This is a genomic window from Rahnella sp. PD4 (assembly GCF_049199325.1).
GTDB classification, from domain to species: Bacteria; Pseudomonadota; Gammaproteobacteria; order Enterobacterales; family Enterobacteriaceae; genus Rahnella; species Rahnella perminowiae.
On the sequence record NZ_JBLZQF010000004.1, the window covers coordinates 195,698 to 218,779 of the forward strand.

A 23,082-nucleotide genomic window follows, 5' to 3' on the forward strand; every position below is an offset into this window, starting at 1 on the left:
CTCGCTCTGCACCAGAAACTGCCATTAAGAGGATTGTCATGCACCGTTACCGATTTTTGTTATGGCGACCGCTGCAACTGCTGCCGGTGTTGCTGGGGATAAGTATGCTGACTTTCGCGATGGTGCGTGCCATACCTGGCGATCCGGCGCGGATCCTGCTCGGGGTGCGCAGCACACCGGAAGCTATTGCCCGCATCCGTTTGCAGTACGGGCTGGATCTGCCGGTCTGGCAGCAATATCTCTATTTTCTGCGCAATCTGTTTCATGGCGAGATGGGCAAATCACTGATTTACCGCGTGGATACGCTGAAGCTTATCATGTCGCGTATTGAACCCACGCTGTATCTGGTGCTCGGCAGCGTGGTGCTGGCGATGCTGTTCACCGTGCCGCTGGCGGCCGGGGCGGCGCGACATCGCGGGCGGCTGGCGGATCAGGTGATCCGTCTACTTTCTACTATCGGCCTCGGATTACCGGCGTTCTGGCTGGCGATCATGATGATTTTGCTGTTCAGCCTGTCACTCGGCTGGTTTCCGGTGTCGGGCTATGGCAGCGACTTTGGTGAGCGGGTTCATCATCTGTTTCTGCCGTGCCTGACCGTTGCGCTGGCGCTGTCGGCGGTACTGACCCGTAACCTTCGCGCCAGTCTGCTGATGGAGTTACAGAATGATTACGTTACCGCCGCCCGTGCGCGGGGACAGAACGAAAACCGTATTTTCTGGCGACATGTGATGCCCAACTCGCTGGTGCCGACGGTCAATCTGCTGGCGGTGAATATCGGCTGGCTGATTGGCAGCACGGTGGTGATTGAAAGCGTATTTGCCATTCCCGGCATGGGGCAACTGCTGGTGAAAGCCATTATCAGCCGCGATTACATGGTGGTGCAGGGGGTGGTACTGGTGTTTGCGCTGGCGACGGTCGCAGTGAATTTGCTGGCGGACTTACTGACTGTGGCGCTGGATCCGAGGGTGAAGCTATGAGCATGGCCGAAAAGATTGCGACACAGCGAATGGGATATTTTCATCTGCGCTGGTTGCCGCGCCAGCAGGCGTTACGGCTGGGGATTGTGATGCTCAGTGTCTGGGTTCTGATTGCGCTGCTCAGCCCGTGGATCGCGCCGTTTGACCCGATAGCGCAGGATGCATCAGTGACACTGTCACCGCCATCGTTCGCCCATCCTTTCGGCACCGATAACTTTGGCCGCGACATTCTTTCCCGTGTGATGTGGGGCGCACGGATTGATCTGCAAATCTGTCTGATTGGCGTCATTTTTCCGTTTATCTTCGGCACGCTGACCGGCGCGTTTGCGGGGTATCTCGGCGGTGCAGTGGACACCTTTTTCATGCGGGTGATAGACGTGGTGCTGGCGTTTCCTTTTCTGGTGCTGATGCTGTCGATTATTGCCATTCTCGGGCCGGGACTGGGCAGTTTTTATATCGCGATGGCCCTGGTCGGCTGGGTGTCGTATGCCCGTCTGGTGCGTTCCCAGGTGCTGACGCTTAAACACCGGGATTTTATTCTGGCCGCGCGCAGCCTGGGCTACAGCCATCCGCGTATCTTACTTTTGCATTTGCTGCCCAATGCGCTGACCAGTTCGCTGGTGTTCTCAATGTCCGACTGCGTGCTGGTGTTACTCAGCGGCGCGTCGGTGAGTTATCTCGGCCTCGGCGTTCAGCCGCCGGTCGCGGAATGGGGTGTGATGGTCGCTGAAGGCCAGAGTTTTATTACCACGGCGTGGTGGATAACAACCTTCCCCGGCCTGGCGATTGTGGTGCTGGCGATGAGTTTCAGCCTGCTGGCGGACGGACTGGGTGACAAACTGGGGGAGCGACCATGACGTTAATGCAGGTTTCCGGCCTGACCATTGAAGACCGGCAGGGTGTGGCGCTGGTAGACAGGCTTTCGCTGACGCTGAATGCGGGGGATATTCTCGGACTGGTCGGCGAAAGCGGTTCCGGTAAAACGCTGAGTTGCCGTGCCATGATGCGCCTGCTGCCGGGCGAAGGGCTGCATATCCGCACTGGCGAAATCCGCCTGAACGGTACCGATTTATTGACCCTGAGCGATAAACGCATGACGGCCATTCGCGGGCGCGAAATTGGCATGATTTTCCAGAATCCGGCCAGTCATCTGAATCCGGTGATGACCATCGGCCAGCAGATTGCTGAAAGCCGCCGTCTGCATTTTGGGGCCAGCCGCCGTGAGGCACAGGGACAGGCGGTGGAACTGCTGCGTCAGGTCGGTATTCCGGACCCGCAGCGACGGGCAGATAACTACCCGCATGAGTTTTCCGGCGGCATGCGTCAGCGGGCAATGATCGCCGTGGCGCTGGCCTGCGAACCAAAAATGCTGATTGCCGACGAACCGACCACGGCGCTGGATGTCACCGTACAGATGCAGATTTTGCATCTGCTCCGCGATCTGCGTGAGCGGCTGGGTATCGCCATCATTCTGATCACTCATGATCTGGGCGTGGTGGCACAAACCTGTGACCGCATTGCGGTGATGTACGGCGGACGTTTGTGTGAAACCGGTGAAAAACGCCCGGTACTGGCGCAGGCACTGCATCCGTACACCCGTGGCCTGATTGACTGCCAGCCGGTCAGCGAAGGTGGCGCCGGACGGCTGATCACGTTACCCGGTCAGCCGCCGGTAGCGGCACGATTCCCGTCCGGTTGCCGTTTTCATCCGCGCTGTGCGCAGGCGACGGCGTTGTGCCGGGACAGCCAGCCCGCGATGCAAACGGGCAGCCACGCCACCGCCTGTCATCATCCGCTGATCCACGGGAGGGGAAATGAATCATTTGCCTGATCTCACTGTGCAACCTTACCCGCTACTCGAAGTGGAAGATCTTTGCGTGACGTTTCCGGTTTCCGGTTTTGGTTTTAAAAAGCGCCACGTTCAGGCTGTGAATGGCGTATCACTGCACATCCGTGCAGGCGAAACGCTGGGGCTGGTTGGTGAATCAGGCAGCGGAAAAAGTACCCTTGGCCGGGCGATGTTGCAGCTGGAAAACACCAGCGCCGGACGGGTTCGCTTTAACGGGCAACTGATTACCGAAGGTATGAAACCCGACATTGCCCGTCTGCGCCGGCAAACCGCCATGATCTTTCAGGATCCGTTTTCCTCACTCAATCCGCGCCAGACGATTGGCGAAAGTATCGGCGAGGTGCTGCGGGTACACAGGAAAGTGACGAAAGCGGAGATTCCCGCGCGGATTAATACGCTGCTGACCCTGGTCGGGCTAAGCCCGGAACATGCCACACGCCGTCCGCAGGCATTGAGCGGCGGGCAATGTCAGCGCGCCGGTATTGCCCGTGCGCTGGCTATCGAACCGCGCCTGATCGTCGCCGATGAATGTGTTGCGGCGCTGGATGTGTCGATTCAGGCGCAGATTATCAATCTGCTGATGGATCTGCGTGAAAGTATGGGTCTGGCGATCCTGTTTATCGCCCATGATCTGGCGATTGTGCGCCGCCTGTGTGACCGCGTAGCGGTGATGTACCTCGGGCGTATTGTCGAAAGCGGGCCGACGCAAACGGTATTTAGCGCGCCGCGGCATCCGTATACCGCCGCGCTGGTGGCGGCCATTCCTGAAATCGACCCCGACCGGCCGCTGCCGGAGCATCCGTTACAGGGTGAACCACCCAGCCCGGTTTCGCTGCCTGCGGGCTGCGCTTTCCATCCACGCTGTGCCTTTGCGCTGCCTGAGTGCAGACAGGGTGCGGCACCCGAAACCCGGCACATTGCCGACCATGCCTTCGCCTGTGTTCTTGAAAACCACAAAAGCGACGGAATTAATCCGATGACTGAAGGAATGTTATATGAAACAAAAGCATTTTAACGTTGTGGCCGCCGGAGTGCTGCTGGCGCTGAGTCTGGTCAGCGAAATGGCGCAAGCGGCGGGGGTGCTGACCATTGGTCGTCGTGAAGACAGCACTACATTTGATCCGATCAGGTCAGCGCAAAACGCCGATAACTGGGTGTTCTCCAATGTCTTTGATCCGCTGGTGCGTGTTGATAACACCGGCACCAAACTGCTGCCGGGTCTGGCGGAAAGCTGGACGATTTCGCCGGACGGCAAAACCTATACGCTGAAAATGCGTGAGGCGAAATTCTCTGATGGCACGCCGGTGACCGCTTCCGATGCGGTGTTCAGCCTGACGCGTATCCGTGATGATGCCGGATCGCTGTGGAAGGATTCGTACAGTATTATCGATACGCTGAAAGCCCCCGACGCTCATACGTTGATCATTACCCTGAAAACACCGTCGGCGGCGTTTCTGTCGCAGCTGGCGCTGCCGAATGCCTCGGTGATTTCGCAACAGGCGCTGACCAAACAGGGTGCGGATGACTTTGCGGAACATCCGGTCGGTTCCGGCGCGTTCAGCGTGAAAGAGTGGACACGCGGCGAGAAAGTTGAACTGGTGAAAAACCCGTATTACTGGGATGCCGCGAAAGTGAAACTCGATGGTGTCGAGTGGCTGACGCTGCCGGATGACAATACCCGCATGCTGAAAGTGCAGGCCGGAGAAATTGACGCGGCGCTGTCGATCCCGTTCTCACGCATTTCATCGCTGCAAAAAGATCCGAAACTGGCGGTCGAACTGGATACCTCTACCCGTGAGGATCACCTGCTAATCAACCATTCCCACGGGGATTTGGGCAAAGTGGAAGTGCGTCAGGCGCTGGATTTCGCCATCGATAAAAAAGCCATTATCGATACCGTGACGTTCGGTTACGGCAAAATCGCCAACTCCTACATTCCTGACGGGGCGCTGTATCATTACGCCGGTAACCTGCAACGCCCGTATGATCCGGAAAAAGCCAAACAACTGCTGGCGGCGGCCGGGGTGAAAAACCTGACCCTGAAATATCTGGTGAATGCCGGTGATGAGGTGGATGAACAGATTGCCGTACTGCTGCAACAGCAACTGGCAAAAGCCGGGATCACTGCCAACTTGCAGAAAGTGGATCCGAGCCAGAGCTGGGACATGTTAGTGGCGGGAGACTATGACATTTCGGTGATGTACTGGACTAACGACATTCTCGACCCGGATCAGAAAACCACCTTTACGCTGGGCCACGACTCGAACATGAATTACATGACGCGTTATCACAATGACAAAGTGAAAGCGCTGGTGGCTGCCGCCCGGGTGGAAATGGATCCGAAGAAGCGTGAGCAGATGTACATCGATTTGCAGAAAATGGCGAAAGCCGACGTGAACTGGATTGACCTGTATTACAGCCCGTATCGCAACGTGACGCGTAAAAATATCAAAGATTTCCACCAGAATCCGTTAGGGCGTTTCACGCTTGAGGAGACGGTGAAAGAATAAGAAATCCTGCACCAGGGAGATAATAAGAAAGTTGAGACAAAAGTCTGTTTTGTTGTTTTTAGCCCGCTTCCGAGCGGGCTTTTTGTTGCCGAAATCTGCCATTTCCGGGTTTTTTCCGGCTGCTGCCGGAGAAATAAAAAGGGAGAAGGCAGAGCCGTGTCGTCTGCTAAACCCCCTCCGACTTTCTGCACTTAATGACTTCTCATTCCCGCCGCAAACATCAGCAGATGAAACACCGATGCCACAACAAATAACGCCAGCACGCTGCCGCCCCAGATGACGGCCATCCAGCCGACACGCTTTAAAAACGGGGCTTTAGTAATGTTATTGCCATCCATTTTTCTGATGAGATTCATAATGCGATTCCTCAGTGATAACCCTGATCCGGCGTGACTTTCCCGCGGAACACGTAGTAGCTCCAGAAGGTGTACACCAAAATAATCGGGATGATGAACAGGGCGCCGACCAGGATAAAGCCCTGACTTTGTGGCGGTGAAGCGGCCTCCCAGATAGAAATGGACGGCGGGATGATGTTCGGCCAGATGCTGATCCCCAGGCCGGTATAGCCCAGGAACACCAGTGCCAGCGTCAGCAGGAAGGGGGCATGATGCGCATTTTTACTGATGGCACGGAACATCCACACCGAGACCAGCACCACCAGCACCGGTACCGGCAGGAACCCATAAAGGTTAGGGCGCGAGAACCAGCGGGTGGCGATATCAGTGTGTGTCAGCGGCGTCCACAGGCTGACGGCCAGCGTCACCAGCAGGAATATCACCAGCAGCGGTTTGGCGATTTTGTGCATCGCTTCCTGCAATTCGCCCTGGGTTTTCATGATAAGCCAGGTGCAGCCAAGCAGGGCATAAGCCACCACCAGCGCAAAACCACAGAACAGCGTAAACGGTGTCAGCCAGTCCAGTGCGCCACCAGCGTAAGTGCGGTTCACTACCGGAATGCCGTTGATCACAGCACCCAGCACCACGCCCTGACAGAAGGTGGCGATCACCGATCCGCAGATAAAGGATTTATCCCACACGTGACGTTTGGCCGGGCTGGCTTTGAAACGAAATTCAAATGCCACACCACGGAAGATCAGACCAAACAGCATCAGGGTCAGCGGAATAGTCAGTGCATCCAGAATCACCGAGTAGGCCAGCGGGAATGCACCATAAAGCGCCGCACCGCCGAGCACCAGCCAGGTTTCGTTACCATCCCATACCGGCGCAACGGTGTTCATCATTACGTCACGGTCGTGCTCTTTTTTGACCAGCGGGAACAGCAGACCGATGCCCAGGTCGAAGCCGTCCATCACGATATACATCATCACGCCGAAGATGATGATCAAAAACCAGATCAGCGGTAAGTCGATACCCATTATCAAGCTTCCTTATTTTCGTCGGTCAGTGATTCGGAAATAGCAGACAGCGGACGTGCGGGCGTGCGGTGCTGGCCGGGACCTCCGTGATCAACAGCTTCTCCTTCATGCGCCTGCGGACCCTTGCGGATCAGACGCATCATATAGCCGTAACCGACACCAAACACCGAGCAATAGATGACGATGAACAGGATCAGACTGACGCTCATTTGCAGCACATTATGGTTAGAGACCGCATCTTTAGTACGCAGCAGGCCGTAAACCACCCACGGCTGACGCCCCATTTCCGTGGTGATCCACCCCGCCAGTAACGCCAGCAGACCGGAAGGCCCCATCAGGAAAGCAAAGCGCAGGAACGCTTTAGAGGTATACATTTTGCCGCCACGGCGCAGGATCAGGCTCAGTACACCCAGCAAAATCATCAGCATGCCGAGACCGGCCATAATGCGGAAGGTGTAGAAGATAACCGAAGAGTTCGGGCGGTCTTCTTTCGGGAAGGATTTCAGCGCCGGGATCTGATGCGTCAGGCTGTGCGTCAGGATCAGACTGCCCAGATACGGGATTTCAATCGCGTAACGGGTTTCTTCACGGTTCATATCCGGATAACCAATCAGCACCAGCGGGGACGGTTTGTTGTCTTTATTTTCCCAGTGGCCTTCAATGGCCGCGATTTTGGCGGGCTGATATTTCAGGGTATTCAGACCGTGGGCATCGCCGAGGAATGCCTGAATGGGCGAGACGATCAGCGCCATCCACATCGCCATCGATAACATGGTGCGGATGGCTGGCGTATCGCGACCGCGCAACAAATGCCAGGCCGCAGCAGACCCGACGAAGAATGCAGAGGCGAGGAACGCGGCAGTGGTCATATGCATTAAGCGGAACGGGAAGGACGGGTTGAAGATAATCTTCATCCAGCTGACCGGAACCACCAGATTATTAACAATTTCATAGCCCTGCGGAGTCTGCATCCAGCTGTTGGAGGCGAGGATCCAGAATGTCGACATCAATGTGCCGAGCGCTACCATACAGGTCGAGAAGAAGTGCAGGCCAGGTCCGACGCGGTTCCAGCCGAACAGCATCACGCCGAGGAAACCGGCTTCCAGGAAGAACGCGGTTAACACCTCGTACGTCAGCAGCGGGCCGGTAATACTGCCCGCAAAGGAGGAGAACATGCTCCAGTTGGTACCAAACTGGTAAGCCATCACCAGACCGGAGACCACGCCCATACCGAAGTTAACGGCAAAGATTTTCGACCAGAAATGATACAGGTCGCGATAAGCCTCTTTCTTTGTTTTCAGCCACATGCCTTCCAGGACAGCCAGAAAACTGGCAAGCCCGATAGTAATAGCGGGAAAAATGATATGAAAAGAGACGGTGAAGGCGAACTGGATACGGGCCAGTTCTAGCGCATCAAGACCAAACATAACAACCTCTTTTTGTGTGTCAGGTTACCCTTCCAAACAGTAATACCGGTACGGGAACCGGCGATGTCTGACATTCGCAGGTGAAGTCTAGAATGAAAGGGGGGACTGCCGGGGTTTCGCGAGAAGCCGATTTAAGCACAGCGTGTGAGGGGATTAACAGGGACGGTTCCGCAGGGAAATTAGTCGTTGAAACACTTTCAGCGTGGTTAAAACGCAAGAGTGGAAAAACTAATTTTGCGGGAAAGCGGCAGCAGGGGAATTAACCCCAAAAACTAAGGGGCCAAGTTGTTGCATTGATCTGGATCAAAAAGTTTTGATGTTTTTCAAATGTAATTTCTCTGCATCGGGTAATGGCTTGTTGTGTGCAAAATTGGTAACAAGAAAGTTAAATCAGCAGGGGCGACAGCGCATTCCTATTTTTAATGCAATGTAAATTTATGTCATCGATTTTGCCCAAAAAAGCAGCCGCAAGGTAATGCTTGTAGCATTTTTTTACATTTGAGCCGCAAGGCGGAATGAATAAAAAACAGCAGTGCTCCATGCTTTCGTCCGGCATTAACCGGACGGGTATATAAGAGGTAAGCCGCTGCGGGCGTCAGGGCCGGGCTGGTTTCCGCGCCACCTGTTATGCCCGGCCCCGGTAAAAAAACGGCGTGAATGTCAGCAGTCTGTTTTCACCGTGCAGCTACCGGTAAGGTCTCGATAAGTAAGGCGTACCGGTTCAGTAACTGCGTAAACTGATTGTCGAGTTGCAGTATCAGCTGTGGCGGGATAGCCGTATTCTGTTGCCGCATATCGGCGAGTTTTCTCAGTGATTCCTCAACCGGCGGGGCACTGTTCAGCGCCTGCTGGATAGCGAATACCGACGATTTGAGCTGTGAAACGGTCATGTATTTACCGCGTTGTTCATCCAGCCCGTTGAGTTTGTCCGCCAGTTGCTGCAACTGAGCATTCGCCTGTTGCCAGCCGTTGAGACTTTCCGGCGGCACGGCGCTGGCATTCAGTTGCTGTGTCCAGTTTTTTGCCAGTGCGGCGGTGGCGGGATTATCAGGCCACAGTATCAGTGCCTGGCTGACCAGATGTGACCCGGTATCCTGCGCCCAGTGCGGCGACAAGGCTGCCAGCTGGCGCGTTTGCTGCTGCGCGGCAGCCAGAAACGCCGGTGCTTCACGATGCAACATTTCAGCCTGCTGGTTTTTCATTGTTTCCAGTGTCTGGGCATTCAGGGGCTGTGGTATTACCGGCAGCGTCGCCATCAGTTGCTCACCGGACAGCGGATGATAAAACGCCGTGAAAGCTGCGCAGACTCCGCCACCAGCCAGCAACGTTGCCATGATGCCGGCGAGAAAACCTTTCCACTGAACCGGGTGTTTAATCGTCACGGGCGGGGCAACTTTCTCCTGCAGTTCTGCGGGCTCAGCCTGTGCGACATAAACCCACTGCTCGCGGGCTTGCGTAGCCCATCTTTTTTCTGTGTTCTCTGGTGCCGCCGCAGGCAATACGATTGTCGTATCACTGGCCGCGTGCATATTTTCCAGCCTCACGGCAGCACCGTGCAGAAAACTGCTCAGTGCTTCCAGCTGGCTGATGTGTTTAAGTTCAAGGCGCTGCAAAACATCACACAATGCAGTGATCAGTTTCTCCGCCTGATAAATAGCTGATAAATCATGATATTCCAGCGTCATGCTGCGCAATATTTGCTGCAGGCGCTGGCTCAGACCCGAGAGTATTTCCATCCGCGCGTGAGCCGGATGCGGCCATAATCCCGTCCACTGACGGGAGAGTAATGCCTCGAGGATCGCGAGCCCTTCATTTAATCCTGACATACCCGCTGACCGCGTTCTGGCCTGTGTGTACCACGACGCCGTTTGCAGTTCGATGCCATTTTGCTGGAACAGGTTCAGGCATAACTGCTCCACTTTTTGCCAGTGCACATCCGGGCGTGCCGGATGGGTTAACTTGCTCATTTCTTCGCGTAAAACGGCGTAATCAGCCAGCGCACGCGGGTCACCCCCGGTGCGCAGCTGGCGTTCAATCGACATAATCGTTTTCCTTAACTGACGTAATTCTGCTGTTTCATATGACGCATCAGCACACGGCCTTCCGGCATAAATTCCGTACCGAAACGCACTAAGCCGAGCTCTTTCAGCTCGGCGTCAATGGCATATTCAAGATGCCCTGGTCTGGATTGTGGCAATAAAATCACGTGCAGCTTTTTGATGCGCGGCTCGTATTTCAGCAGGGTTTCTGACAAGACATCCAGCAGTGAATGTGCCGTGCCGGGCATTCCGTGCAGGATTTTACTCATATCCGGCAGGCCGTAATCCGGCAGATGGCTGAGCGTTCCGGCGCGACAGTTGAGAATGCGCTGCATGTTGTCGAGCACGGAGAGGATCACCTGATTTTCTTCGCTGACGTTGTGCAGATCGAGGCCACCGGCAAAGTTGCCGAGCAGCATTTCGTAGAGTGAGGGTTGTGACATATCACTTGTCCTTCAGCGGCAGCAAACTCATTCCCTGGTTATTGAGTTCAATCTGGCGCGCCTTATCCGGATCCAGATCGACTCGGCTCAGCACGATACGCCAGGTATTGTTCTTCATATCTGGCGACAGGAACATGCCTGCGACTGCCACATACTGCGCTTTTTCATCCAACGGCGTGTCGATAGTGACAGCCGAACCCGGACGGATCCGAATGTCCTTTCCTGCCAGCAGATCGGCGTTAATTGCCTGACTGTCTTGTGCAAAAAGCGACGGATAATCAGTATCATCAAACACTTTGCGATCTTTTAACTGATAGATGCGCACTACGGTGGAGAGCGGAGCACCGTTGGTATTGTTGTTGATGGCGTCGCGCGCCTTAATATCCAGGTGCAGCGTTTTCACCTGCTTGTAAAAAATGGATTTGGTCATGGCGACGGTGCCGTTGCTGACTTTTTGGGTCAGTCCGCATCCGCCCAGTGTGGATACCATTGCCAGCATCAGTAATGTAAAACGGGTTTTACCAGCGATAGTCGCCATATTCATCAGTCTCCCTTCGATGAAGATTTTCCTGAGCGCGCTGATAGCGGCCCAGATTAATAGTGATCACTTCAGTTTTATTTTGGGCCGCAGATGTAATCCTTAACCTGCGCATCACTGCGGTTCTTCCCAGCAGCACACCGGATTTTTCCGGCTGGCAGGAAAGTTTTGCATCGGGCAGCAGCGCGCGTGACACCGACAGTTGTAAACGGACGTGCAACCGGGAGCCAAGATACACCTGCAACAACGCCAGCAAATCGGTGTAAAGCTGGCCACCCGGAAGCCATTCACGGGCTTCATCCGGATTTTCAGTGGTCAGTTTCAGCAGAACCTGACAGTTCACATCGACGGTCTGGCGGCCCATCACCGGGCTGCTGCTCATACTGACCGGCGCGCTGGCACTCATGGTCAATTGCTTGCGCAGGGGAATAATGCAGCGGTCATGCGCCAGTATCTGCGCCTGTGTATCCGGTGCCAGCAACTGAACCAGTGCGATAATGCCTTCGCTGGTGCGTGTCGGCAGCCGCATCATACTGGTGAGCGCCAGAAAGCGGGAAACCGGCGTGGCAATCTCTTGCGCACATCCTTCTATGCCCAGCCCGCAAAGACTCAGCAGATATTTCGAGGTTTTATCTGTCCCGCCGGGTGTAAAAGTGGCGGGATATGAGTATTTGCGCCAGATTCGGTAATACTGGGTGATCAGCCGGTGGTTGAAAATATCGAGAAAGTCGCTGACCGCTTCGTAACCGTCGCGACGTTGGGTAATGTCGTCGATATACGCGGTTGGCAGCGGTGATTCCACACCATACAGCCCCATAAATGTGGTGCGGATAGTCGGCGGAAGATGCGGATGTTCCGGCATTTCCACCCGTTTAAACTCGCTGGCCGGAAATCCCATCCCCGGATGCGGTCGAAAACGCACCGGGTCGTGTCTGACCTGCCATTGGCTGCCCAGCGCCGGGGCATCTGGCTGGCTTTGTTCCAGCAACTGACAAAAACGATAAAACTGGGTATAGGGCAGTTTATCTTGAAGTTGCTCGATCAGCCGGGCAGGCGCTGATTGTGATTCTCTTTCCATCGGATACATTTCCCGGCAGGCTGAACGATAAGGGTTAACTGATTGAATAAATGGATATCAGCATAAAGCGCAAAGAAGCGGTTGAGCATTTCCCCGAACAGATGAATATCGCCTTCACCGGTAAAGCCGTTGCCATCCAGCGTGACTTCGATATCAATGCCGCGCAGCAAAAAACCTTTCTCAAAACGTTGGATCTGGTGGTGTTGTACCCGCTGAATAGCATCCAGGCGGCGGTTGTTCAGCTCATCGCTCTGCCAGTTGTAAAGCTCCAGCGTGCCGCGCAACACTTTCGCGCTGCTCATCAGATTAAGGTAACTGGAGCCCAGGTGGCTGAGCACCCGCCACTGGAAGTGATCTTCCGCCGGAGGATAGGAGGGCAGCGTCGGTTTGCTGAGATTTCGGACTTTCAGTGGTATCTGTAATACGGCTTCACAACGGTCAAGCAAAGTGCTTTGCAACGCTTTGCGTGGCAACTGACCGTTAGTGCCGGTAATTTTCAGGGAGACGGGCTCGCGGGTGAATTCGCGATCGACTTCCCATTGCTGTCCGCCGAGGATCAACCATGTATCATGCAGCCCGGTCACGCCGCGTTTTACGCGAGTGTGGAAATAACGCTCCGGCGCATGGCGTCTTTGCATGCCGCCGCGATGACGGAAGCTGGTGAAGGGCACGTAGGTTGCGTCCGACGTTCGCTGTGAGCCTGTTACAGAATCGACAGAATAAATTTCGGTATGACCGTCCTGTAACCGGCGCGGCCGCAGCAGATATTCATTTTCCATTCCGTTAATAATCAGCGGATCGGCTTCCAGTGTGAACAGGTTGATCACCGGCACACAATGCAGCGCCATGGCTTCATCGGTGACAGGCAGGTCGTTTTGCCACTGACTGTTGAAAACCACCTCCAGATCCAAGTGAGCGATCCCGGCGGGCAAGGTCACTGATTCCAGTCCGTTAAGATGCACGAACATGAATTTTTCGCGGAAGGTGAAATACTCCAGCAGCAACTGATAGCCACTGAACGCACTTTCACCTTTTGGCCACAACAGATCTTCATCCGAAAATCCGCCGGGCGAGAACCAGCCATCCAGTTTGATACGGTCAGCCTGATTAGGCAGGCGTATATACAGCGCCGCCTGACGGCGGGTGAGGGCCAGATGCAGCGCACTGCTGACGGGAGCTTCTCCGGGCAGATAAAAACACAGACGATGTAAATCGACCTGCGACCAGTCAGTCTGCGTGCTGCAGGTTAGTCTTACTCGCAGCACCGAACGCCCGTCCGGCTCGGTCGCCATGACCACTTTCGAAACGGCCAACGGGTTAAGCGTCATGTCGCGCGTAGTGCGGTACTGACAGACGGTATTTTTAGGGCCGACAGGGCGGGAATAGATTTCCAAACCTGCGGGCACTGTTTCGGCCATCTTCATCAATGGTACGTCCGGGCTCAGCGACACAATGGAAAGCGACGGTATGGTACGCAGATAGTGCGGCCATAACATGCTCACCAGCCCTTCAGTAAATTCCGGCAGGTCATCATCAATTTTTTCACGCAGCCGTCCCATCGAGAAGGCAAAGCCCTCAAACAGGCGTTCAACATAAGGATCAGGTGTACCGGATTTATCGAGATCAAGCATCGCGGCGCGATCAGGATGAGTTTGTGCAAACTCTTTTGCCGCATCACGCAAATAGCGTAATTCGGCGTCGTAATAATGCAGGGTTTGGTCTTTCATTTTATTCTCTGTGAAAACGTCAATGATGTTTGCTAATTATTGTGAAAAAAACCAGCACCAAATAGAACAATAAATACCATTTGAGACAGTATATTCTGGTCAATGAAGCTCCATCGTTAGGATGCATTCATGAAAAATAGACATTTTAATTTCTGAATTAAATATTGCCCAACCACAATCTTTACTAATTAGGTTTTTCTTAGGTTGATAATTATTTCTAAAAAGTTTTTTTAAAACTTAAGATTTTGCATACCCAGTATGTCGTCATATTTGCTGGAAATTTTGCGTTGATTTTATTTGCGAAGGAAGATAAATCGCCATCAACTTCAGTAATAAAAATAACACCACCTTCTCCGACCATTTGTTGCAAGATATGAAAAATATGTGAATCCACCTCCAGAGGTTTAATAAAACTATATCTGAATACGTTATAATAGGGGTGTTACCTATTATAATAAATGCGCCTGCTTTTTTAAGGAAATAGTCACTATTGGGTCGCCCGCGTGACTATGGGCAAAACTCTTACCGTAAAGCAGTTCTGATTTCAGCCTTGTGGCAAGCATTTCTTTTTCTGATTTAGACTCTGGGGCGTATATAACAAGGTACTTATACCCTTTAATGCGTTGAGTCATTTTGTTCATCCCTGTTAATTCATCCGTTGCTGCTCTGAATCGCTGATTATTACGTGAAATTACGCTGCACCCACAAACCGCCAGTCAACGTGCTGCTCCTGATGGAACAGTTGGTCACTGAGCGGCCAGGGGCGTGAGCGGCAAAACTCCACCCGGTCAGTGGGCATAATCTCGCCTTCCCTGAGTGCAAGAATGGCGTTCCGGCTGAGTCCTTCACGCGGCAACCATGCAATCTGCCAGTAACCGCTTTTCGGACAAGGTTCACCGGTTTTACACAGCAGACTTAGTGAGGCACTTTTATCAAAATCCGGTGACGTCGGCAGCGGCCTGCCGGTTTCAGGGGTGAGCTGTTTGTCTTTCGCCAGCTTCTCAATCAGGGCTTCGCTGGGTTTGGTCGGCGGAATGTTCGCTTTGCGATCTTCCAGCCATTTTATCTTGCCATCCCAGGCAGGCAGCGGAGCCGGTGGGAGGGGGACGATATCGTTGATTTCTGGGACGGTGGGGCTGGCATAGGAGTAGTCGGAAAGTATTTTCCAGATTGCCTTGTAACGTTTAGAACGTTCAGGGTCTTTTTGCTGGTTCATAAAATTAAGGCTATCAGTAGGTTCTGGCCCAATGAATATATTACTTAACTTTCCAGCCGAAGTTTCATCTCCCGCCAACACTCCTAGTTGAAAAACTTCCAGTGCATTTTGATACATCTTGCGGTTTTTTAATATATACCCAAGAGTTCTGGCCGCATTTGCATCTCCTTGTTTAGATGCACAGTAATACATTTCTTCAACGATTTCTTGAGCCAAACTTACCTCTGCAAGTTTGTCGGCAACATAACTTTGTGCTTGGGGATTACCGTTATCCGCCGCTTTACGGTAGTAGCGAAGAGCCATTTCAGGATCTTTTTTCAGTCCAGCGGAACCGTTCTCTAAATAAATTGCTATAAAGTAATAACCGGTGGCGACATGCGCATTAATTAGTTGGATGCTCAAATGAAGCCTTTCGGTACTTGTAAGATTAAATTGGCCTCGGATGGCACCGTTTTGCAAGTTAATATTAGCTTTATAATGGTTATTAGATGAGGCAATGCGGTACAACCTTTCTATTTCAATATCCACCATTTCATCTTTTTTTAATTGATTATTAACCTGTAACCAACGACCGTATTTAAACAGTTTGTCAGCATCAGCAGATGGTTCGGGAATAACTTCATATTTACAGACAAATGCAAGTCTTACGTCAGTATTGGAAAGAGGGTCCATGGTGATATCCTTTTTTACAACAATGGGGGTAGCGGCCTGATCGCAGGCAGTCAGTAGCAAGCATAATAACAGTAACACTTGGCGCATTAGTCCATGTCCTTTAAGGTTGCTTCGACGTATAAAAAAGCAATTAGCGGCGCTGTAGGTTTGGCTTTCTTAGTTTTTTGAAGGCTTTTATTGTCCTCTAAAATATCTTGCCAAGCGAAAAATGCCTCTGCGGGATCATCTTGCGTGCCCCGATTATCAGTATGCAATTTCCAAAGTTTCTTACGTAAGCCCTTTGTCACGCTTTTCATCTCATGAGCAATATTCATTTCGCTGTCTACTTGCATACTGCGGGTGTTGATATTGGCGGAGCCATGAGTAGTGAAAACATCATTTATGATCATGAGCTTGGAGTGAATATAAACAGGCATCCATTTCTCTGCAGGTGAATCTTTCGCTACCAGTGAGCAAATATGAACTTTCAGACCGGGAACCGTTTCAGGTTTAATTGTGCTGTCCTGAATTTCCTGAGCCTGTTTTTCAAATTCTGCCGTTTTTCTTAGCAAGTCCTGATACCTTTTATTCGCATCGGCAGGATCGAGATATATAGCAGGCACAGTGGTGAAAACTTCTTCGCTGGCTTTGCCAATCCTGGTCAATTTTGTCACATTCGGAATTGTGTCGGCGCGGCCGAGAACTTCCAACATGCGCTGGGTATTCACCGTGCCAGCACCAATACCCTGATCGGTAACGTTGGTGACAACGAATAAATGTAATGAACCGTGTTCACCGGGATCCCTGCCCGCTTTGCTTTGAACTTCTGCTGTTTTTTTGATGGCTTCTGCCAATGGAGGCCAGCGAAAATATTGATTCTCTATATATAAACTGCGTCGCATTATTAACTGTTTTCAAATAGAGTTTTTCTATATCTCGTTTGCCTTCCTGCGCCTGAGTGCGCAAAAGTTGCGCCATGATCGGAGTGCCAAATTCTGAACGCTGTTGAAGCTTTTTAGCGACTTCTCTAGCATTACGCATAACGAGTAAATCTTGTCCCGTTTCTCTCAGCCACGCAGTGGCAAAGTTTTTATGCAAATGTTCCAGAATTGGCCCGGTTACCTGACTGGATATATCTTGTCTTGGCAGATCTCCGCGTGGTCCTGTGTTAGGTCCAACTTCTGATGGCATTTCAGTGTCAGCACTCGGGAAGCGAGGAAAGAGTTTATTCAAACTTGCCGGTCCCATCTTTTGCCTGTTGGTCGATTTAAACAGGATGTTTTGCGGATCGGCGATTTCAATGTTGCCGTCACTGAGTTTGATGTAGCCGCCGCCGCAGGTCTGGGTCAGCTCTCTGGCGGCGGTGATAGTGACGGTGCTTTCCGTGCTGGTCACGGTGATGTCGTTTATGGCCAGCGCCGATAATTCGTCACCCTGTGCCTGAATGTCGACTTTCCCTTTTCCGGCGAAGAGCTTTATGCCGGATTTTTGAGCAAACAAACTGATGCTTTCGCCTGCGGCGACGGTAAAGGATTTGCCGCTGCTGATGTCGGTATTGCCACCCGACATAATTCCGAATATGTTCTTCGCCACGTTTGTCTTCCATCCGCAGCTTATTGTTGGCTGGCGTTCGGATGACGTTACGGGTGTTGTTTTGCTCCGTGACGTGGTCGGTGTGGCGTGAGTCATGCAACGCATGCGCGATATACGGCCTGTCCGGATCGCCGTCGTGGAAGGCAATCGCCACTTCCGTGCCCTGTATCAGCGGGAAGTGGATACCATATTTCCTTCAAACTCCTCACCAGCTGCCGTAGGGATATTTTTTATCTTTTATAAAGGCTTTCATACCTTCGCTATATGCGTAACCATCCGGGAAGTTCGTTTCGTTTTTGCACATGACCAACTTATTCCCTGAAACAGTGGTTATTTGGGTGTTGGCCAGTAATAAATTAGGTTTACCATTATTTTGTAGCCACACTCTGACTTTCCCCTCTGGTGCCAGGCCAATCACTATATACCGGAAGTAATAAGTTTCCTTAGGATTTGCCCAGTCAGGCTCTGAACTCACCATTTTATGTTGTGTGTCCAAAGAGAAAAATAAGGTGGTTTCATACACTCTTTTATCAATAATAGAGTCCCAGCAAAACTTAATCATTTGCGGCGGGGATTTTGCCTTATTAAAAGGGGAATATCCTTTTCCAATATATTGACTCCATGTGTCTACACTTTTTCCTTGTGGTTGGTCTATAGTCTGGAAAACGTAACCATAACCGTCTGTATCCAGTAATTTGACCAGTTTGACCTGAGCAGGCAGAGCCTGAGGGGTTGAGAATGTGAAATACCATTCATCCCAAGGGGCTTTAATACTGCTCTGTTTTTCCTGTGCTTTACCACCGGTGCAACCCGCTAGCAGAAGAAGGGATAGCAGACCTGTTATTGCTTTCATGCTCGTTCTCCCTGCATATATTTATCTCCTTGAAATTCATCACCAGCTGCCGTAGGGATATTTTTTATCTTTAATGAACTCAGGCGTTTCGCCATAATAAACATACCCATCAGGGTGCTTTGTTACATTTTTGCACATGACCAACTTATTTCCTGAAACAGTGGTTATTTGGGTGCTGGCCAGTAATAAATTAGGATTACCATTATTTTGTAGCCACACTCTGACCTTTCCTTCTGGTGCCAGACCAATCACCATATACCGGAAGTAATAAGTCTCCTTCGGGTTTGCCCAGTCAGGCTCTGAACTCACCATTTTATGTTGTGTATCCTGAGAGAAAAATAAAGTAGTTTCATACACTTTTTTGTCAATAATAGAGTCCCAACAAAACTTAATTATTTGCGGTGGAGATTTTGCCTTATTAAAAGGGGAGTATCCTTTTCCAATATATTGACTCCATGTGCCGACACTTTTCCCTTGTGGCTGATCGATAGTCCGGAAAACGTAACCGTAACCGTCGGTATCCAGTAACTTCACCAGGGTGACCTGAGCAGGCAGGGCCTTAGGGGTTGAGAATGTGAAATACCATTCATCCCAGGGGGCTTTAATGCTTCTTTGTTGTTCGTGTGCTTTACTGCCGTTGCAACCCGCTAACAGAAGAAGGGATAGCAGACCTGTTATTGTTTTCATGCCTTTGCTCCTTGCATATTCCATACGGCGCGCACCCAGCCGGGATTAGGACGGTTAACAAAACCGACAAGTTCTACCGGTTTTACCGCGCCGTAAATTGCCTTGACCTTATTGCCATCGAGCCAGACGTCTTTAAATACCACTGCGTTCCAGTTCGCAGAACAATGGATGTATTTCCCAATCAATTGCATTTCTTCTAAAGTAAAAGAAACTGACTCCCCCCCGGTTATAACTGCTTTTCCCTGCTTAATAGCTTTATTGCACAATGATTCCAGTTCTTCAGGCAACTTCATGTCTGGGGAAGATGGGTCAATAGCTTGGAAAATAATACCAGCCGTTTGACCAACATCTAGCATCACGCGTAAACTTACCTTTGACCAGTCATTAGTGACGGTACGTTCCATTGTCACGGCCGCACCAACACGCTTTTCCGTCACACCCATACGATTTTTATTTGGATTGACCAAATAGTCATACCATGTTCCCAGGGTTATCACCCCGGAAAGCATGATGGGGCTCAGATTTGGCAGTACCCGCAGGTCAGGTATTTCCGCCGCTGAACTGCGATAAATATTCGTCATCTCGACGGGAATGCTATCCCTGACGGTCTCAAATCCAGGTTCAGAGAGGAACAGATATTCTTTTTCCTGCGGATTATAGCCACCGCCAATATCCGAATGTACACCGGGTAAGGCCAGTTCTGGCCACGACTCTTTAATGCTGTTCAGGCTGAAGTTATAGCGGCATTCATGCATTGCCGTAATCTGAAAGACTTTTTGTGCAATATCTTTTGGAAGCGCCAGCTCAATGCCGGGGTTTACACCGCCGTGGACGTCAAACAAATTTGTTACCGCACCGACCGCGCAGACAGTATCAAATAATCCCAGAAAGCGAACTTCTCCTGAAGGTTTGCCATGCTGATTTCGGCCATCCAGCCCTTTCGTGATGGCTTCCTGTATCGCCTGATCGTTGTTTCTGACACGATTCGCAAGGTGACGTGCAGCCGCAGCGCCACGGCTGAAGCCGAATATATCAAACTGGATTTTTTCAATTGCGCAGAGGGAGTTATTATTTTTTCTAAGGAATAAACTTATTTCACTTGCTATCTGAGAAATTCCTTCGTCAGTTTTATCAACAACTCCCTCAAACCATGCTCCTATGCCCATACCAACGAGGCTGTCTTGCTTATCTCTTTGGGTACCGACTCCCTGAATATAAATTGCGCGCTGATAAAGTAACTGTTCATTGGTTATTTCATCATCAACGATGTAAAGAGTATTCAACCAATGCAGATTCGAATAATACCCAAGATAGCTCCCTGCGCCATTGCCGCTTTTACCTAATTTTTCGACACAGGACACTGCATCTTCGGTTTTCATTCCCACATCCAGACTGGTGCAGGTTTCCAGAAGGCGTTTATCAGTATTAAAAACATTATTACCGGTACCATCAAAAAACATGCCAATAGTGATTGTGATGCCGGGAACTTCTTTACGCTTACAAATTACGATTTTTTCTGAAACGTTTACGTCAGAAATATGTTGCCCATCAGTGACTTCCCATGCGTTGCGTTGTGCCATTCTGTATATTCCTTGAATTAACTGTCGTCCTATTTGGTGCCCAGAATTTCTATATTCATTCTTTCAGGCGCATTGGTGTAAACCTTCATGGTCTTGCCGTTTTCATCAGAAACACCTGTATAAATTGTGCCTTCAGCGGTGGTGATGTGGTATTCCGTTGAAGGAATGGTGTTTCCTTCTTCATCCTGTAAGGCGTAAACCGCACCGTAACCTTTAGGGAACACAACTGGCGGAGTATTTACGCACGCCGGTCCCATCTTTTGCCAGTTGGTCGATTTAAACAGGATGTTTTGCGGATCGGCTATTTCAATGTTGCCGTCACTGAGTTTGATGTAGCCGCCGCCGCAGGTCAGGATCAGCTCTCTGGCGGCGGTGATAGTGACGGTGCTTTCCGTGCTGGTCACGGTGATGTCGTTTTTGGCCAGCGCCGATAATTCGTCACCCTGTGCCTGAATGTCGACTTTCCCTTTTCCGGCGAAGAGCTTTATGCCGGATTTTTGAGCAAACAAACTGATGCTTTCGCCTGCGGCGACGGTAAAGGATTTGCCGCTGCTGATGTCGGTATTGCTACCCGACATAATTCCGACGCTTTGGCTGCCGGAGGCAAGGCGCACCGCAGACGGGCTGACGATACCAATGCCCTGGGGTGCGGACATCAGGATGCCCGCGGCTTTCAGCTTTTCCAGTGAAGCATTGAGCGCTTTCTGGCTGTCGGTATCGCCCGGTGTGGCTTTGGCGATTTCCGCCATCTTCGCCAGACTGCGTGCCAGCGTCAGCGCCTGTTCAAGCTGGACAATGGCTTCGTCCATCTCCAGTTGTTTACCACTTGCAGCAGGTTGTTCATCGGCGCTGATGAATATCCCTTTTCCGGCCCGAATTGCGCCCCATTCATCGGTGCGCAGTTCGAAGCCTTCACCGCGCAGCGCACGGCTGGCATCGACGCTATGCCCGAGGTTGAGCTGTGTCTTGCTGCCGTATTCCGTGCTGAGCTTGATATGTTCTTCGCCACGTTTGTCTTCCATCCGCAGCTTATTGTTGGCTGGCGTTCGGATGACGTTACGGGTGTTGTTGTGCTCCGTGACGTGGTCGGTGTGGCGTGAGTCATGCAACGCATGCGCGATATACGGCCTGTCCGGATCGCCGTCGTGGAAGGCAATCGCCACTTCCGTGCCCTGTATCAGCGGGAAGTGGATACCATACTCGTCACCGCCATAAGGTCTGGCGAAGCGCACCGGCATACTTTCCTGACCCTGCGCTTTACCATCCTGGTCGGCATCGAATCTGACCCGATACAGCCCTGATGTATCCTGCCAGGCATAAATATCATTGGCTTTGGCGCTGGTGACACGCGCCATCAGGGTGCCGCTGACCACGGGACGGAGCAGCAGAGCAGGGCGCCAGCACAGGGTTTCACTGTAAGGTACCGCGTTGAGCCTGACTTTCAGGGCATTCTGCCGGCTGCCGCTGAAGTGGGTGTGGATCAATACGACCGCGGATGACAGCAATTCCGGCAGCGTTGAAGGGATCGCACTGTCGGTAATCGTCAGCACCTGCGCGGGTTGCAATGTGGCATCGTTACTAAAAAAGGAAAGGATTGTTTGTTGTGACAAAACGCGTTCGTGGTCGAGACGCGCCATAAAGTTGGCGGTTTCAGCCGCAGGGTCGGTTTTGTCGCCCGTTTCCGGATGGCGCGGTTTGTAGTGATACACCTCTCCGTAAGTGATGCTTTCGCCCGCTCCGCGGGTCATGTCTGCTCTGGCAGACTGTAAAACCCGCTGCGCCTCACGGTAGTTGTAATCTTTACTGGTGACGGATGCCTGAACTACGCTGTGCTGAATATTTACGCCCCAGACGGAGTCCGCACCGCTGTCGCTCATCCCGGACGGACTGTTCAGCGGCAGAGTTTTACCGAAATAGTAAGCACTTTGCTTATCGGCAAAGTGGATGATTTCAGTCTGCGCATCAGGTTGCAGGGTGAAGAAATAAAATATCCCCAGTTCAGAAAGCAGGCGCTCGATAAAGGCCAGATCGCTTTCCTGAAACTGGTTTATCTGTTCGCGCTTCGGGTATACCTGTTTCAGCGAAAATTCATACTCCCAGCCTTTGAGGCCGTGTTCGGTCAGCACCTGTTCAATAACGTCAGGAACGGATTTGTTCACAAAGAAGCGGTGTGTACGAAACTGATTTGCAAGCAGTGCCAGAAAGGGCTCAAGCGTTACCTGATATTGCACCTGATCCGCTGAGCCTGATATCCGGCTAAAATCCGTGATCACACCATGTACGATTTTTTGTGCAGACAGGCTTTCCAGCGGACCTGTGCCCATGGTGAACGTCGCCGGCTGGCGGAGTAGCTGGCGGGGATCGATATCTTTTTCCGTACTGGTAAAGGTGAGGGTGTAGCGATAAAGCTGGCTCATGCCTTCGTTGCCGGTGAAACTCTCCATATCCAGCAAGGCCTGACAGGAAGGTACTGTCAGGCGATAACGGTTCAGGGTGGTTTTCGAGAGCGACAGCAGGTTTTGTGCAATATCCATCATGC

General features: G+C 51.8%; 20 protein-coding genes and 1 pseudogene. 5 read left to right on the top strand and 16 right to left on the bottom strand.

Annotated features, from left to right (window positions below; translation table 11 throughout):
* Positions 1-38: 38 nt before the first annotated feature.
* From ACOZIO_RS12720 to ACOZIO_RS12740, 5 genes are read left to right on the top strand one after another with little or no spacing between them, the layout of a single operon-like run.
* Positions 39-977 (top strand): ABC transporter permease, encoded by a 939-nt coding sequence (locus ACOZIO_RS12720; RefSeq protein WP_129953496.1) that lies wholly within the window; start codon positions 39-41, stop codon positions 975-977.
* A complete protein-coding gene (locus ACOZIO_RS12725) occupies positions 974-1,834 on the top strand; it encodes an ABC transporter permease (RefSeq protein WP_421595344.1) in 861 nt (286 codons plus the stop codon). The genes ACOZIO_RS12720 and ACOZIO_RS12725 overlap by 4 nt, the downstream gene beginning before the upstream one ends.
* Positions 1,831-2,808 carry an ABC transporter ATP-binding protein gene (locus tag ACOZIO_RS12730; protein ID WP_421595345.1) on the top strand — a complete coding sequence of 326 codons (978 nt, stop codon included), beginning with the start codon at positions 1,831-1,833 and terminating at the stop codon, positions 2,806-2,808. The genes ACOZIO_RS12725 and ACOZIO_RS12730 overlap by 4 nt, the downstream gene beginning before the upstream one ends.
* The gene (locus ACOZIO_RS12735; RefSeq protein WP_129953499.1) at positions 2,792-3,841 is read left to right on the top strand and encodes an ABC transporter ATP-binding protein; all 1,050 of its coding nucleotides are present in this window, start codon (positions 2,792-2,794) and stop codon (positions 3,839-3,841) included. The genes ACOZIO_RS12730 and ACOZIO_RS12735 overlap by 17 nt, the downstream gene beginning before the upstream one ends.
* Complete coding sequence (locus ACOZIO_RS12740) at positions 3,822-5,336, top strand: ABC transporter substrate-binding protein (RefSeq protein ID WP_129953500.1); 1,515 nt, start codon at positions 3,822-3,824, stop codon at positions 5,334-5,336. The genes ACOZIO_RS12735 and ACOZIO_RS12740 overlap by 20 nt, the downstream gene beginning before the upstream one ends.
* A gap of 191 nt (positions 5,337-5,527) precedes the next feature.
* Here ACOZIO_RS12740 and ACOZIO_RS12745 read toward each other — a convergent pair whose 3' ends face one another.
* The 16 genes and pseudogenes from ACOZIO_RS12745 to ACOZIO_RS12820 all read right to left on the bottom strand — a co-directional run bounded on the left by ACOZIO_RS12745 (position 5,528) and on the right by ACOZIO_RS12820 (position 23,080).
* Positions 5,528-5,692, bottom strand: a complete 165-nt coding sequence (locus tag ACOZIO_RS12745) for a DUF2474 domain-containing protein (RefSeq protein WP_129953501.1) — start codon at positions 5,690-5,692, stop codon at positions 5,528-5,530.
* An 11-nt stretch (positions 5,693-5,703) separates the two neighbouring features.
* Positions 5,704-6,711: a cytochrome d ubiquinol oxidase subunit II gene (cydB, locus tag ACOZIO_RS12750; RefSeq protein WP_421595346.1), complete on the bottom strand. Its 1,008-nt coding sequence runs from the start codon at positions 6,709-6,711 to the stop codon at positions 5,704-5,706.
* A 2-nt stretch (positions 6,712-6,713) separates the two neighbouring features.
* Positions 6,714-8,138, bottom strand: coding sequence for a cytochrome ubiquinol oxidase subunit I (locus ACOZIO_RS12755; RefSeq protein WP_129953503.1), 1,425 nt, complete (start codon positions 8,136-8,138; stop codon positions 6,714-6,716).
* A gap of 674 nt (positions 8,139-8,812) precedes the next feature.
* A complete protein-coding gene (locus tag ACOZIO_RS12760) occupies positions 8,813-10,180 on the bottom strand; it encodes a VasL domain-containing protein (RefSeq protein WP_421595347.1) in 1,368 nt (455 codons plus the stop codon).
* 11 nt (positions 10,181-10,191) lie between these two features.
* Positions 10,192-10,620 (bottom strand): type VI secretion system baseplate subunit TssE, encoded by a 429-nt coding sequence (tssE, locus tag ACOZIO_RS12765; RefSeq protein ID WP_129953505.1) that lies wholly within the window; start codon positions 10,618-10,620, stop codon positions 10,192-10,194.
* Between the two features lies 1 nt (position 10,621).
* The gene (gene tssJ, locus ACOZIO_RS12770; protein WP_421595348.1) at positions 10,622-11,158 is read right to left on the bottom strand and encodes a type VI secretion system lipoprotein TssJ; all 537 of its coding nucleotides are present in this window, start codon (positions 11,156-11,158) and stop codon (positions 10,622-10,624) included.
* On the bottom strand, positions 11,139-12,236 hold the full coding sequence (gene tssG / locus ACOZIO_RS12775) for a type VI secretion system baseplate subunit TssG (RefSeq protein WP_129991043.1): 1,098 nt from the start codon (positions 12,234-12,236) through the stop codon (positions 11,139-11,141). Before tssG ends, tssJ begins: the two co-directional genes overlap by 20 nt.
* Complete coding sequence (gene tssF, locus ACOZIO_RS12780) at positions 12,200-13,963, bottom strand: type VI secretion system baseplate subunit TssF (RefSeq protein ID WP_129991042.1); 1,764 nt, start codon at positions 13,961-13,963, stop codon at positions 12,200-12,202. The genes tssG and tssF overlap by 37 nt, the downstream gene beginning before the upstream one ends.
* A gap of 449 nt (positions 13,964-14,412) precedes the next feature.
* Positions 14,413-14,595, bottom strand: coding sequence for a hypothetical protein (locus tag ACOZIO_RS12785; protein WP_129953508.1), 183 nt, complete (start codon positions 14,593-14,595; stop codon positions 14,413-14,415).
* Between the two features lie 59 nt (positions 14,596-14,654).
* Positions 14,655-15,938, bottom strand: coding sequence for an SEL1-like repeat protein (locus ACOZIO_RS12790; RefSeq protein WP_129991041.1), 1,284 nt, complete (start codon positions 15,936-15,938; stop codon positions 14,655-14,657).
* Positions 15,938-16,684: a phospholipase D-like domain-containing protein gene (locus ACOZIO_RS12795; RefSeq protein ID WP_129991040.1), complete on the bottom strand. Its 747-nt coding sequence runs from the start codon at positions 16,682-16,684 to the stop codon at positions 15,938-15,940. Before ACOZIO_RS12795 ends, ACOZIO_RS12790 begins: the two co-directional genes overlap by 1 nt.
* Positions 16,623-17,613 (bottom strand): annotated as a pseudogene (locus ACOZIO_RS12800) (DUF2345 domain-containing protein); the annotation flags it as partial. The pseudogene ACOZIO_RS12800 and the gene ACOZIO_RS12795, both read right to left, overlap by 62 nt.
* 15 nt (positions 17,614-17,628) lie before the next feature.
* On the bottom strand, positions 17,629-18,276 hold the full coding sequence (locus ACOZIO_RS12805; protein ID WP_421595349.1) for a DUF2931 family protein: 648 nt from the start codon (positions 18,274-18,276) through the stop codon (positions 17,629-17,631).
* Between the two features lie 39 nt (positions 18,277-18,315).
* Positions 18,316-18,963 carry a DUF2931 family protein gene (locus ACOZIO_RS12810; protein WP_421595350.1) on the bottom strand — a complete coding sequence of 216 codons (648 nt, stop codon included), beginning with the start codon at positions 18,961-18,963 and terminating at the stop codon, positions 18,316-18,318.
* The gene (locus ACOZIO_RS12815; RefSeq protein ID WP_421595351.1) at positions 18,960-20,543 is read right to left on the bottom strand and encodes a T6SS phospholipase effector Tle1-like catalytic domain-containing protein; all 1,584 of its coding nucleotides are present in this window, start codon (positions 20,541-20,543) and stop codon (positions 18,960-18,962) included. Before ACOZIO_RS12815 ends, ACOZIO_RS12810 begins: the two co-directional genes overlap by 4 nt.
* A gap of 29 nt (positions 20,544-20,572) precedes the next feature.
* On the bottom strand, positions 20,573-23,080 hold the full coding sequence (locus ACOZIO_RS12820; protein ID WP_421595352.1) for a type VI secretion system Vgr family protein: 2,508 nt from the start codon (positions 23,078-23,080) through the stop codon (positions 20,573-20,575).
* Positions 23,081-23,082: the final 2 nt, after the last annotated feature.